Raw genomic sequence first — 14,063 nt, forward strand, 5'->3', positions numbered from 1 at the left:
AGGGTGAAAAGCTAAGTAAAGTTGAACTTATCTTTTTTAATCAAACAGTAAAGCAATACCGAGAGCGCCTATCAAGTATCAGCTGGTTTATGCGGTTGTTAAATGAAAACATTGCTCGCAGAGCAAACAAAGAAGATAACTGCACAGGGCGTTTCTGGGAAGGTAGATTCAAATCTCAAGCACTTCTTGATGAAGCAGCACTTGCAGCCTGTATGGCCTATGTCGATTTAAATCCCATTAGAGCTAAAATGGCTAACAAACCAGAAGAATCAGACCATACCAGTGTACAAAATCGCTTAACATGCGCGGCAGAAGGTAAACAACCTAAGCAGTTACTACGTTTTGCAGGTATGCCACGTCAGATTATGCCTAAAGGGCTGCCGTTTGAGCTTAAATCGTACCTTGAACTCGTTGAGCTAACAGGGCGAATAATGCGAGAGGATAAGCTTGGGCATATAAATAATATGACCATTCCTTTGTTAGAAAGGCTTAATATATCGCCAGAAAACTGGTTAAAACTTACCACACTATTTACGCGCGTATTTCATGGTGCAGTAGGGAGGCCCACTTCACAAGCAACTTACTGTGAAAATTTAAAGCGCAAACGGCGTTCAAATATTAGCAATTGCGAAAAGCTACTCGCATAAATTAAAAATTACTCAGTAAAAATTAAAACTGCAATCTTGCAGTTATTTTCATGCGTGTAATTCAGGTTTGAGAATGCCACTGACTTATTTATTGGATGAAATAAAAGTGACCAAGTAATAAAAAATTAATTCGGCACCCGAGGAGAATGTTTAGTGACATAGTTCAGTTCGCTGATTTATAGTGGTTTCAAAATTAATACTGATTTATAGTGGGTGTCAAATTTAATAATCTTTAGCATACTCATGCTATTTTTATAGTTTTAGATGAACGGCTATAAATACATGAAATAAATGGCGCTGCTGCAGTTGGCTTATTTGAGTCAAGGTGTTAAAAGAAGCAAGAAAGCGTCATAGGTTAGTCTTACACAGAATTCTGTACGCTCTCAATAAACTCGTTTATTTCGCTAAAGCCTCAAATATCTTTTTTTGAGTCCGGCTTTCCAAACTGTCGAGTAATATATTTTTCTTGTTTTTATTGGGTTAAGAAGGGCCCACCAAGGCTCAGTTACTTTAGCAAAGTATCTATCATAATTTTTTGTTCCTATGTATTCAGTATGTGTTAGGTTACCAAAATACACCGCTTCGTTATAAGTAGGGGAGTTTAATAGTCTTGAAATTGGACTTAAAGCCGACTTTGCATCAATATCAACCTCAATAGTGGCTGCTTCAACCTCTGTAAAATCTCTTACAAAGTCCTCAGCCCCTTTTTGTAGCTCACTTATCATCTGAGATTTTTTGGCTGATATATTTGCGCTTTCGAATACAGGTTTGATGGCTCCATTATTCTCTTCAAAGTTAATAACTGAACCGTGTGGCGCAGAAAAAATAAACTCAAACATCTCTACGCAGTTATTCAAAACATCATAATTCCACTTTGGAAGAGATAAATTGCAGCTATAGCCAGACATGGCTAGACCTTTATCAACAAACTCTTTCGCTTTGCTAAATGTTCCTAAGTAATACCCCACTATTTCTGGTGACTTATCCATGAAGGACATTAACTTCTCTAACGAGTGTTGAGTTGTTCCTCGCCACCCTATATCGACAATGGCTATTTTTTCAGTTTTAGTAAAACCTATTTTGTCTAAATACTTTACTAAAACATCTCTTTCGATGGCGGTGTTTTTACACACTTCAGCTGATAAACTTTGAAAAAGTGTAGCTAACTTTACTTTGTCATCTTCAGTTTTAATTATATGCTTTTTATCTATAAATCCAGCACGTTGTATTTTCTCTATATGTCTGTCAGCGTTAAGATGAACTCTATTAAGGTAGTCTTCTACATTTAAATTAGGAATAAAATTACAAAGTATATTCATCGAAAATGAATCTAAACTATCCTGTATAGTCGGTATGTTAATTGCTCTACGTGAGGCATACATATATTCACTCGGGGGCACATTGCTTGATTTATTAATCATATTATATATTTTATGCATCATGTAACCATCACGAGCGAGAAAAAAGACCTTTTTAATACCCTGTTCATTAACTTGCTTCGTTAACCATTTTATGTAACCTAAATAGAGTATCCCGCAATATATGTAACCAAACTCATACGAGGTAATTTCTTTTTTAGTCGCTCTATGTGTAAAGTGTTTATTGAATATGGTTGCAAAGTAAATCGAATCGGAAATTGATAATTCTTTATCATAGAGTTTCCTTAGAATGTTAAACTCATTTTTTTTAAAGCCCAATTCGCTAGTTTTTTGATAAAAATATGGAGTTATACCAAATTTAGAAGCGTTTATTACATCTGCATAGAAGTAATCTCCAATATGTAGAATCTGAGATGCTCTACAGGAGAGAAAGTTGATGATATGAGGGTATATTGTACCTTGTGACTTTGACTTACCTATAACAGATGAAACAAAGAGTGAGTGGTATTTTGTGTAGCCGTTTTTATGAAGGATTTCACCTATAACGGTCTCGGGAAGGTACATGTCAGAAGTGAAAATTATTTGTTTATTACATTCAATGCAGTACTGATAGAATGAGAATATATATTCATTTTTCGTACATAGCTTTAGCTCAATATCTATTTCTAATAACTTTAGCTTGTTGATCGTTTCTATATCTAAGTCATAAGAAGACCTAATATATTCGTATATTTCAGATAATCCTATACAAATTTTATCTAGTTTTATTTTCGCTTTTGATTCAGCTTTACTTCTTATTTCTGAGAAGTTAAAACTAAGCTCTCCATATTTTTTTCTATATATGCTTTCAACTATCCTAAATATATCACTGGGGCTAAGTATTTTTCGAACAATAACAGTGTCAAAAATATCAAAAGAAATGACATCCTTACTATCAATTAATTTTTTAAGATCTTTTTCAGTATTTAACGTGTTTAAAGTTTTTGCGTACTTATGATGTATTCTAGTTTTAATTTTTTTTAGATTTTTAATATTATTCATCATAACTAGTCCTTTAATCATGTTTTATGTAAAAATATACTTACTTTGTACTGCTTAAAGTAGAGACTTAATGTTACATACTAAGTATTACAGTATGATTATTTGTAATTCAAGTGTAGAAATTTGAAATGATGTAGTAGTGGGCTTTTCGATGGTGTAGCTCTTTATATTATATTTTGTTTTATTAAATAGTTAGAAGTGATTTTTAGTAATTAATGCTGTTTTTTATAAATATGAGTTAAGCGCATTATTTATAAAATTTAATAATGCGCTATAACTAAATTTACTACTGCGCTAATAGCTCTTTTCTTACTATTTCCGCGCCTTTACTTAGGGCATTAAGCTTAGCGTTTGCAACTTCGCGCGAAAGCGGGGCCATGCCGCAGTTTGTGCAGGGGTAGAGTTTGTCGGCATCTACAAACTGTAGGGCTTTGCGTAAAGTAGCGGCTACTTCTTCGGGTGTTTCTATTTCATTGGTGGCAACATCAATAGCGCCTACCATTACTTTTTTACCTCTGATCAGTTCAAGTAAGTCCATAGGTACGTGTGAGTTGTGACACTCAAGTGAGATAATATCAATATTTGATTGCTGTAATTTAGGAAAAGCTTCTTCGTACTGGCGCCATTCATTGCCAAGTGTTTTTTTCCAATCGGTGTTGGCTTTAATGCCGTAGCCATAACAAATATGCACAGCAGTTTCGCATTTTAACCCTTCAATTGCGCGTTCTAAACAGGCAATGCCCCAATCGTTTACTTCATCAAAAAATACATTAAACGCGGGCTCATCAAATTGGATAATATCTACGCCTGCGGCTTCTAGTTCTTTGGCCTCTTGGTTGAGTATTTTGGCAAATTCCCAGGCTAGTTTTTCACGGCTTTTGTAGTGGTCGTCATAAAGTGTATCTATCATGGTCATTGGGCCGGGTAGTGCCCACTTTATAGGTTGGTTAGTTTGCGAGCGCAAAAACTTAGCGTCTTCTACAAATACAGGTTTTTGGCGGCTAACAGGGCCCACTACGCTTGGTACATTTGCATCGTAACGGTCGCGTATTTTTACCGTTTTTCGTTTTTCAAAATCAACACCGTTTAGGTGCTCTATAAATGTAGTTACAAAATGTTGGCGTGTTTGCTCGCCATCGCTCACTATGTCAATACCAGCGAGTTGTTGTGAGTGAAGTGCAATGCGCAGGGCGTCATTTTTGCCTTCAATAAGTTCGTTGTTTTGAAGCTTCCACGGCGACCAAAGGGTTTCTGGCTCTGCAAGCCATAAGGGCTTTGGTAAACTGCCTGCTGTAGATGTAGGTAATAATGTTTTCATAATAAGAGTGACCCTTTATTAAAATAAGGTTAGACGTTTGCTGATGTAAATTGCTCAAGCACTGATTTATACGGTTTTATAAAATGCTCTTCAGCAAACTTGCCTTGCTCTGCGGCTAATTTACTGCGCTCATCTCTGTCGTAAATAATTTGCGTGAGTGAGTGGTCGGCATTTTTTAAATTAGGCTTAAAGACGTTACCCGCTTTGGCATTGGCGTTATAAATTTCTGGGCGATAAATTTTTTGAAAGGTTTCCATTGTGCTAATGGTGCTTATTAGCTCAAGGTTGGTGTAATCGTTTAGTAAGTCACCAAAGAAAAACAAGGCAAAAGGTGCGGCACTATTTGCAGGCATAAAGTAACGCACCTGTAGGCCCATTTTTTTAAAGTATTGCTCTGTTAACGAAGACTCGTTTGGTTGATATTCAATACCTAAAATAGGGTGCTGGTTGGCAGTGCGATGATAGGTTTTGTTATCTGACACACTGAGGCATATTACCGGTGGCTTTTTAAAGTGTTGCTTATAGGTGTTGGAGCTTACAAACGATTGAAATAACTTACCATGCAGCTCACCAAAATTATCGGGAATACTAAATTGTGGTTTATTTTTATTATGTTGCTGAAGTAACACGCTAAAGTCGTAGTCGCGAACGTACGATGAAAAGTTATTACCAACAATACCTTCTATGCGCTTGTTTGTTTTGGTATCAATAATATTCGTTTTTAATATTTCTATAGAAGGAAAGCTTTGGCTGTTTTCATCTAAACCAATATCTACAGAAATAATCTCAAGCTCTACACTGTAGCGCTCAGCGGTTGGGTTATCCCAATTAGCAAGAGTGTTAAAGCGGTTGTTGATCATATTTAGCGCTTTTCTTAAGTTTTGTTGGCGGTGTTCGCCTCGTGCTAAGTTTGCAAAATTAGTGGTTATACGGGTGTTTTCAGCGGGTTGGTAGTTTTCATCAAGGCGCTGACTTTTAATATTAAATGTAATGTTTTTACTCATGGTGACTCTATCCATATTGTATATTTAAAACCTGAGCCTTTAGCGTGCTCAAAGGGTGGTTTTGTAATAAACAGGCTTAATGCTTATAAGCGCTGGCCGATGGATAATTTATACGTTGATTGGTACTTTAATAAAAACGGTTTAATTTCACATAAAACATGAGTTTGATTCATTTATATAAATTAAATGTGTTACTGAGAGAACATATACCTGTGTTTGGGCATGTAAAAAAATAGTGCAGCGTATAATTTATAGGTGTTCAGACGTCTAGAAATGTTTGTTGTGGTAATTTCACGTTGCGCATTAATAAAATTCAGGCACGGCTGTAACCCTTATTTTAATTAACGCTTAAAGTTACAGTTTTAAAAATTACTGTAGTTTTACGGCGAGTTATAGGCACTTATTAATTAAAAAAGCGGTTAAAAGGGAGTGGTTTTTAATGCAACAACGAAAATAATACCTGCAGGCATCTATGTGTTGTTCATCTACGCTTAGTTACACTGGCTTAACTAACTTGATAATAATAAAGTACATTATGTACGGACACTAAAATAAATGAACAAACTAAAAAATCTCATTACTCAATTTATAGTGGCAATGCAAAAGCGACCAGGGCTATTGGCTGTATTGGCGTTTTGCTCAGGTGTTGCAAGCTATGTAATGGTCGATAGAAAAGAGTCGTTCTCGCAGGTTATTGCCATTGTTTTACTGGTGAGCTGGTTTTGGTTGATTATCGACAATTGGCTACGCGATAAAGTACAAGAGCGCTTTGGGGTAGCCGTATCTCCCAATGTAATGCGCTTTGCACTGCAAATGGTGCAACAAGAAAGCTTATTTTTTGCGTTACCGTTTTTTTTAGCGGCTACCCAGTGGGATCACCCACAAGCACTCTTTACATCGCTGATTATTATATGTGCCTTTATATCGGTAATAGATCCATTTTACTATAAAAAGTTAGCTAAAAACCGTACGCTGTTTACAGTATTTCATAACTTTGCATTATTTGTGGTTTTGCTTGTTACGTTACCTATTTTATTAAACCTAACTACGAGCCAAAGCTTAGCAATTGCGCTTATAACCTCAGTGCTTATTACTTTACCTAGCTTAACAAACTTAATGCCTGATGCGCGCTGGTGGCGTTTTCCTATTTTAGTTTTAATTTTATGCGTAATAAGCGCCGGGGTTTGGCAGCTTCGCAGCTTTGTACCGCCAGCAGCCCTGCGTTTAACCGATATTACCTTGGCACATAAAGTAGATGTTGAGCATAAAAACCGCTAGGTAGCATTGATACTCTTGATTTATATACACTTCATCATGAAGGGTTATACACATGGACCGCAGTAAAAGCGCCAAGAGGCCTAAACGAAAAAATATTTCATGTATGGATACACAATAAAAAAGAGGTCGACAGAATTACGCTCAATATTAATGGCGGGCGAAAACAAGGCTACAGAGCATGGACTCATAAAGTAAATTTTCCGCATGATGCAAAAGGTAAGTGGCAAGTAAAAGTGGTAACTGAGTCGGGACAATTAATAGGGCTTACGAAATTTATTGTTACACCTTAACGCTATAAATACGCTGATAATCAACTATAGATTTGATACGCTGTTTTTACATTACTTAATGGATGAGTGTTATGAGCATTGCTTTAGATATTGTTATGTGGCTAATGATAGAAACCATTTTAGGGTTTATTTTGTACTCTACCGGCTGTGCAATTTTAAACGTATTCACCTTTGGTAAGTTTAAAGCTGACATTAAAGATTATGTGAGCTTTAAGGCAAATAAAGCTAAAAACGTTTACCTAATATGTTTACTTGGCTTTAGCTATTACGCAGCGTTAATTGGTTTTGTTGCTTACATAAGCCAATAACTTAGGTTTATAAGTATATGAAGTTTAATAAGCTATTGGTTATAGCGGGGGTTTTAAGTTTTATAGCGTCACTTTTACATATTGCCTGTATTTTTGGCGGCCCTGATTGGTATCGCTTTTTTGGTGCTGGCGAACACATGGCGCAGTTGGCTGAGCAGGGAAGTACGTATCCTACCTTTGTTACTTTAATTATATCAGCCATACTTGCTATATGGGGCATGTATGCGCTCTCTGGCGCAGGTGTTATTTTAAAGCTGCCTTTTTTAAAAACGGCTTTGGTATTAATAACAGGTGTTTATTTACTAAGGGGGATAGCAGGGTTAATAGCTCCTTTTGTAACAACCAGTCAGTTAATTCATCACAACTCAATTGTATTTTGGATTGTAAGCTCAATTGTATGCAGTATTTATGGGCTGTTTTATTTATTAGGTACACTTAAACTTTTCCGAACACATACCTCATTAACCTTATAAATTAAAAAGAGTGAGCGCTAAAAATAGATTTTTCACAGCTCAGGTTAATCAAGTTATTTACTATGTAAGGAGCAACATGAGTCACGATCACAGCCATCATATTAGTCACTATAATCGCGCGTTTGCTATAGGCGTTTTACTCAATCTTATATTTGTCGTGATAGAAGCAGGGTACGGTTTTTTTGCCAACTCCCTCGCGCTTTTAGCCGATGCAGGGCATAACCTAAGCGACGTGGTTAGTTTATTACTTGCGTGGGGGGCAAATGTTTTGGCAAGTAAAGCCGCTACCGACAAGCGCACCTTTGGCTATAAAAAATCAACGGTGTTAGCGTCATTAATGAGCTCTGTTTTACTTATGGCTGCCCTTGCTAGCATAGCTTGGCATGCCATAGAGCGTTTTGAAAACCCTCAGCCGGTTACAGGCATGACGGTTATAGTGGTTTCGCTTATTGGTGTGGTAATTAACACCTTAACTGCGTTGTTGTTTGTGCAGGGGCAAAAGCACGATTTAAATATTAGAGGTGCCTTTTTACATATGGCGGCCGATGCAGCGGTGTCTTTAGGTGTGGTAATTGCCGGCATTGTTATTTTATTTAAAAACTGGCAGTGGGTAGACCCTGTTGTAAGTTTGAGTATTGTCGTGATTGTGTTTATTGGCACGTGGGGATTATTTAAAGACTCGCTTAATTACGCCACAGACGCCGTACCCAAAAATATTAGTATAGAAAAACTAAAGCAGTATTTTTTAAGCATTGAGCATGTAACAGGTGTGCATGGGCTACATGTGTGGCCACTAAGTACCACAGAGTCTGCGCTTATTGTTCACTTAGTAACGGACAACAACGCATTAAATAACGACTTTTTAATTGAAGTACAGCACCATTTACATGACCACTTTGACATTGAACACGCCACCATTCAAGTTGAAAGCAGCCAAGGCAGCACAGGTTGTATGTTCAACCATGGGCATGCCCATGGTTAAACGTTAATTGGTTTTAAAAAATTAACCCTGATAGTTTGTAACAACTTAACGAAAAAATGAGTAGTAGCACGGGTAATATAACTACATTTAAAAGTGTTGAGTTGGTGTATTTTCCCATGACTGATTTTTGATTCACTAACCACACCAAATATGCGGTAATTATGGGCAGTAGTAATCCATTTGCAGCCTGTGCAAATATAATTACCGCAACAGGGTCAAGCCCCAGTGAGGCCACAAATGCACCAAAAGCTAAAATAGTAATGGCGACTGTTTTAAAACGGGTGTTACTCATTTCGCTTGACCAACCAAGCATGCCACATACCGCATACGCGCCTGCTAATGGGGCTGTTATTGCGCTGGTTAATCCTGCGGCAAATAAACCAATAGCAAAAAAGTAATGCGCTGCTTCGCCAAGTAATGGCTCAAGTTGCACAGCCATATTTGCTGCACTAATTTTACCGGCATCGGTGCCATAAAACGCAACAGACGCGGTTGATAAAATGGCCAGGGTGATCACCCCACCTAGCGTAATTGATAAACCTGTATCTAAGTTAGTTTGTTTAATAACAGTGTCTTTATCACTTTTAGAATGATCTTGCGCTGCTAAAACACCAGAGTGCAAAAATAAGTTATACGGTACAATGGTTGTGCCAATGAGGGCCAATACCGTTGTAATTGAGCCACTTGGCATTGTAGGTATAAACCCAGCGAGGACTTTAGCCATTGGTGGCGCAGCCATAATTAGGGTAGATATAAATACCAGGCTCATAAGGATCACCAGCAGTATTAATGCATTTTCTACCACTTTGTGCTTACCACTGTATAAAAGAATAGCGCTACATATGGCAATTAACGGCGTCCATATTTGTGCACTTACCCCTGGGAAAATACCAACCAACCCCATACTTGCACCACTGAGGTTTCCGGCTTCATATGCAGCGCTACCCACACCAATAGCACTTATTACTAAAAAACTAGCAAGCGCTTTAAGATAAGGGGTTTTAATGTGTGCACGTAACGCTTGTGCTAAATCTTGCCCTGTTGCTACTCCTAATCGAGCAGCCATAGACTGCAACAAAATAGTGGCAATAACCGAAAAAAGTAATGTCCAAATTAATGCAAACCCAAAGTTTGCACCGGCAACACTTGCCGTTGTGATTGTTCCGGGGCCAATAAATGCGGCTGTTACAAGTAATCCTGGGCCAAATCGCATACTGTTACCTTAATATTTGCTTTTAAATTTAGAACAACGTTTTATTACGTTGAACCTAGATTGCTGCCACTTTACGTGCCATGCAGCGAGAGCCCCACCTTGGCTAATTAACCTTACACTCTGGGTAATTATTTTAATATGACTATCAAAAAGCCGCGTAGGATACCAACTTATATATAGATTTAAAGAGCCAAACGCTTACCTGCTTGTTAATTGCACAATATGCGCGAGTTATATTTATAAATCAGCCATGTGCGTTGTTGGTTTCTCATTTTTATCCTACCTTATAGATTGTAAAATGAGCAAGTTACTTAGTTTTTTAATGATGTGAGCCATTTTTTAAATAAATTGTTTAAAAAGGCATCTTTTTATTGCTGAGCTTCGTTAAATAGCACTATTATGCGCAACTTTTTGGTTTTGGACCTTTTAATGAAAACTAATTTAAAAATCTCTCACTTAATCTGCATTATGTCGCTGGCTTTAGGTACGAGTAAAAGCGCTGCGAATGAATCGCTACACGAGCTTGAGGTAGGTGTAGGGGGTAATATAAAAAGCGTTGCACACACTGACCACGCAGATGAAAAATTAAATATTCATATTCATCCTTTATGGGAAAGCCATTATGTGACAGAAGGGCGCGATAACTTGCCTGGTAGCGCCTTGGCGTCTATTGCGGGCGAAATAAATTACAATCACTTTACGTTTATTCCCTGGTTAGCAACAGGCACTGATAATGACTACGATGAGCTAAATTTAAATGCGATTTATTCAACTGAGCTTGCAGAGCACCTAACTTTGTATGCAGGTTACAACCATATAAAAGCACGTGAGGAAGGAGTAAATTCCCATGATAATGAGCTTAGCCTCGATATAAGCTATTCATATGATTGGGATATACATGCAATGGCGAGTATTTACCACTCGTTATCGCTCAGTGGCTCTTTTATAGAGCTGGCAATTACAAAAGAGTATGCATTTAGTGATTTAATGCGATTGGAGCTGCAAACTGCGGCGGGTTTTAATAGTGGTTATGTAAGCGATGGCCACAATGGCCTTAATAACGTAAAACTTGCTGCTAATTTATCTTATCAACTATTAAATAATGTCATGCTATCTAGCTATGCCAGTTACAGCGTTGCAATAAACAAAGATGCTGCACACTATAGCGATGATGAACATTTACGCTCCTTATTTTGGGCAGGGTTTGGTGTTAGTTATCAATTTAATTGAGGGTAGGCTTGGCGTTAGCATTAAAGCGTAAGTGATGGGTGCCACCCTTATTAATTTTTGTTTAGAGTGCTAAAAATTGTGCAAACAAATAAAAGTCTCGCATTTTTAATATGTTTTAGGTTTAAGGTATAGTGGGTACAACACTCAATTAAGGAGGCTTTTATGAAATTTTTAGTTTTTTTAGGCACCGTTAGAGATAGCACACCCCCTAAGCCAGCACGATTAGGAGAGCGAGTGGCTGAGTCATGCCTTCAATGTTTAAACCAGCGCTACAGCGAGCACGAGTTTGAACTTATAGACGCGCTCGACTTTCCTTCAGAGGATGTATTTAAACCTCATTTTGCCTATGCAAAAAGCCAAGCTCCAGCACATTTAACAGCCTTAGCAGATAAAATTACCCAAGCAGATGGCTATATAATGGTAAGCCCAGAATACAATCATAGTATGAGCCCGGCATTAGCTGATTTGCTAAACCATTTTGGCAGCTCGTTGTTCTCGTATAAGCCAAGCGCTATTGTCACCTATTCGGCAGGGCAATGGGGAGGATTACGTGCGGCAATTAGTTTACGTACTTTTTTATCTGAACTTGGGTGTTTGCCAGTCTCTGCAATGGTTCATATACCAAAGGCACAAGAGGTGCTAAATAGCGACGGTTCAATGCAAGAGGGTGAAGAAGAAAAATCGTGGTTTAATTATTATTCGCGTACTTTTAGCCAACTGATGTGGTGGGCACAGGCGAGCAGCCAACATAGTAAAAACGTAGATCCCCACGCTATGTTAAAAAGTTTTAAAACAGCGCCATCTCAGCGAAATGCACCTTAAAAAATGTATTAAGGTGCGCTTTTATATGCGTACTGTTTTTATATACAGTATTTTGCTCGATTAAAACAATAAGCTAATTGATAAGCGGGCTGTGCGAGGCTCAATAGGATGAAAGTGGTTATCTTCTACACCTTGTGCAGGCTCGCCCGGTAAGCGCGAAGCGTAGTAGTATTCTATATCGTGATCGGTACTATCAAATAAATTCAGTAGTTCAAAATCGACTTTCCAGTGAGTTTGTTTATAGCTAATAGCACTATTAACTACCGTTAATGGTTCAGATCGAATATCACCAGAGTCAGAAAGCGTACGTTTACCTATGTGGCGTACTCTAAATGATGATTGCCACATTTGACTTATATGCCAATTTAAACCAGCACTTGCAACAACAGGTACTGCGCCTTCTATAAAGTTTTTGTCAGAGTTTATATTTAATCTTGAATGAGTAAACGAGGCTTCCATGTCTAGGCTAAAGCGTTCATTAATCCAATAATACGCACTTAGCTCTAGACCATAACGTTTTGATGCATCACTGGGCTCTGTATTACCCGCATCACCTACAAATAAAAGCTCTGAGTCGAGTGTAAGCCACCATAAAGCGGCGGATAAATTAACGTTTTGATCATCGGTAAAACGCAGGCCTAATTCAGCACCTTCACTTTTTACCAGTAAATCTACTTTTTCGGCATTTTGTTGGCTAACAGGGTCAATATTAATGGTAGTGCCGCGGGCATCGTTTGAATGAAAAGACTGCCCCCAGTTTGCATAAACGACTACCAAATCGGTAAATTTATAATTTAAACTGCCTTTAAAGCTTACTAAATCATCGTTTGCTTTGCCCGAGTTTACCCGTGTAATACTGCTAACATCGGTATCAAAATAGTCGTACCGTACGCCTGCTGTTGCCTCTAATTTAGGTGTGAAAAGTATTTTTGTTTGCCAATAACTCGAATAGCTTGTTTGTTTAATGGCATCTTGTCTTATTGTATTGAGTCTCTCTCGCGCTTTAGTGTTATAAAGTCCTACATTGTCTATATCGTCATGGCTAACCTCAAGCCCTGCAGTGTGCTGCATATTTAAACCTGTAGAAAGGGAGTCAAATTGATAACTTAGCTCACCACCATAAATAGTGCGGCTATCTTGTTGGTTAAACTGATCGCCATTTATAGGGTCGTTTAAAAAATAGCTAAAGTTAGAAAACAGCGTTAAATCGTAATCTATGGCATAAATACTGGTTTTTATATGCTTGCCTTGCCAAACGCTTGATAAGCTATAACGGCTCGAGCTACCCCCAAGGGTGGTATCAAGCGACCCTAAGGGTGACGTTATATTTTGTGACACTGCGCGCTGTGGAATTTGATCGGCTGATTGCCATGTATTGTCGTAGGCCATTGCTGTAATAGATAAATCTCCATTTAAAGCTTTGCCAACATAACGAAGTAGGGCATTTTTTTTATTTACGTTTTCGTTTATATCATCCCATGGGCCATCGTAGCCTTGCCACTCAGCTGCTGCAATTAACTTGGCATTAGATACATCAACCGCACTAAGCACTACTGCACGTTTATAGTTATCTTCACCAATGCTTAGCTCTATTTGCTTGTGCTTTAAGTTATTAGCTAAATTAAATTGCGCACTCCCAGCACTTGAAAAGTCCCCTTGTGTAGCGCTGTATGATCCTTTTTGGTAATTTATAGTTGAAATAGCTTCTGGAATAATAAAATTAAGATCGGTATAACCTTGCCCGTGTCCATGGCTTCGCATATTTATGGGCATGCCCTCAATGCTGGTGGCAAAGTCGGTGCCATGATCTAAATTAAAGCCTCTAATAAAGTATTGATTAGCCTTACCCGAGCCACTGTGTTGTGTAACTGCCATGCCTGGAATAAGCTCTAACATTTCTGCGCTTCTGAGCATGGGCCGCTGCTGTATTTCTCCTTGACCAATGATACCGCTTGAGGCACTGATAGACTCGCCAATTAAACCATCTCTATGCCCATAAACAGTAAGGGTCTCTATATTAGCGTAGCTGCTAATGCTAAATAACGTGCTGAGTGTAAGTAAAGCTAATCTCTTCATCG

Annotated in this window: 11 protein-coding genes and 1 pseudogene; 7 read left to right on the forward strand and 5 right to left on the reverse strand. The window is 38.1% G+C overall.

Annotated features, from left to right (window positions below):
* A partial coding sequence (locus tag PSH50_RS00005; RefSeq protein ID WP_273609200.1) for a transposase occupies positions 1 to 647 on the forward strand: 647 nt, incomplete at its 5' end.
* A 404-nt stretch (positions 648 to 1,051) separates the two neighbouring features.
* Here PSH50_RS00005 and PSH50_RS00010 read toward each other — a convergent pair.
* The 3 genes from PSH50_RS00010 to PSH50_RS00020 form a co-directional block, all read right to left on the reverse strand.
* Positions 1,052 to 3,070 carry a hypothetical protein gene (locus tag PSH50_RS00010; protein ID WP_273587230.1) on the reverse strand — a complete coding sequence of 673 codons (2,019 nt, stop codon included), beginning with the start codon at positions 3,068 to 3,070 and terminating at the stop codon, positions 1,052 to 1,054.
* Positions 3,071 to 3,353: 283 nt separating this feature from the next.
* A complete protein-coding gene (locus PSH50_RS00015) occupies positions 3,354 to 4,385 on the reverse strand; it encodes a methionine synthase (RefSeq protein WP_273587231.1) in 1,032 nt (343 codons plus the stop codon).
* Positions 4,386 to 4,414: 29 nt separating this feature from the next.
* Positions 4,415 to 5,389 (reverse strand): DUF1852 domain-containing protein, encoded by a 975-nt coding sequence (locus PSH50_RS00020; protein ID WP_273587232.1) that lies wholly within the window; start codon positions 5,387 to 5,389, stop codon positions 4,415 to 4,417.
* Positions 5,390 to 5,944: 555 nt separating this feature from the next.
* On the opposite strand from PSH50_RS00020, the pseudogene PSH50_RS00025 reads away from it, so the two are divergent.
* The 4 genes and pseudogenes from PSH50_RS00025 (at position 5,945) to PSH50_RS00040 (ending at position 8,720) form a co-directional block, all read left to right on the forward strand.
* Positions 5,945 to 6,957, forward strand: a pseudogene (locus PSH50_RS00025) (DUF5924 family protein).
* 71 nt (positions 6,958 to 7,028) lie between these two features.
* On the forward strand, positions 7,029 to 7,265 hold the full coding sequence (locus tag PSH50_RS00030; protein WP_273587234.1) for a hypothetical protein: 237 nt from the start codon (positions 7,029 to 7,031) through the stop codon (positions 7,263 to 7,265).
* 17 nt (positions 7,266 to 7,282) lie between these two features.
* The gene (locus tag PSH50_RS00035) at positions 7,283 to 7,738 is read left to right on the forward strand and encodes a hypothetical protein (protein WP_055253537.1); all 456 of its coding nucleotides are present in this window, start codon (positions 7,283 to 7,285) and stop codon (positions 7,736 to 7,738) included.
* 76 nt (positions 7,739 to 7,814) lie between these two features.
* On the forward strand, positions 7,815 to 8,720 hold the full coding sequence (locus PSH50_RS00040; protein WP_121637463.1) for a cation diffusion facilitator family transporter: 906 nt from the start codon (positions 7,815 to 7,817) through the stop codon (positions 8,718 to 8,720).
* A gap of 13 nt (positions 8,721 to 8,733) precedes the next feature.
* Here PSH50_RS00040 and PSH50_RS00045 read toward each other — a convergent pair whose 3' ends face one another.
* Entirely contained in the window at positions 8,734 to 9,933 is a 1,200-nt protein-coding gene (locus PSH50_RS00045; RefSeq protein ID WP_256844952.1) for an Nramp family divalent metal transporter, read from the reverse strand.
* A gap of 429 nt (positions 9,934 to 10,362) precedes the next feature.
* On the opposite strand from PSH50_RS00045, the gene PSH50_RS00050 reads away from it, so the two are divergent.
* Positions 10,363 to 11,163, forward strand: a complete 801-nt coding sequence (locus tag PSH50_RS00050; RefSeq protein ID WP_273587235.1) for a hypothetical protein — start codon at positions 10,363 to 10,365, stop codon at positions 11,161 to 11,163.
* Positions 11,164 to 11,325: 162 nt separating this feature from the next.
* On the forward strand, positions 11,326 to 11,985 hold the full coding sequence (locus tag PSH50_RS00055) for an NADPH-dependent FMN reductase (RefSeq protein WP_273587236.1): 660 nt from the start codon (positions 11,326 to 11,328) through the stop codon (positions 11,983 to 11,985).
* A 60-nt stretch (positions 11,986 to 12,045) separates the two neighbouring features.
* Here the strand turns inward: PSH50_RS00055 and PSH50_RS00060 are convergent, their stop codons facing one another.
* Entirely contained in the window at positions 12,046 to 14,061 is a 2,016-nt protein-coding gene (locus PSH50_RS00060; RefSeq protein ID WP_273587237.1) for a TonB-dependent receptor, read from the reverse strand.
* Positions 14,062 to 14,063: the final 2 nt, after the last annotated feature.

Source organism: Pseudoalteromonas sp. Angola-7, assembly GCF_028599255.1.
Classification (GTDB): Bacteria; Pseudomonadota; Gammaproteobacteria; order Enterobacterales; family Alteromonadaceae; genus Pseudoalteromonas; species Pseudoalteromonas atlantica.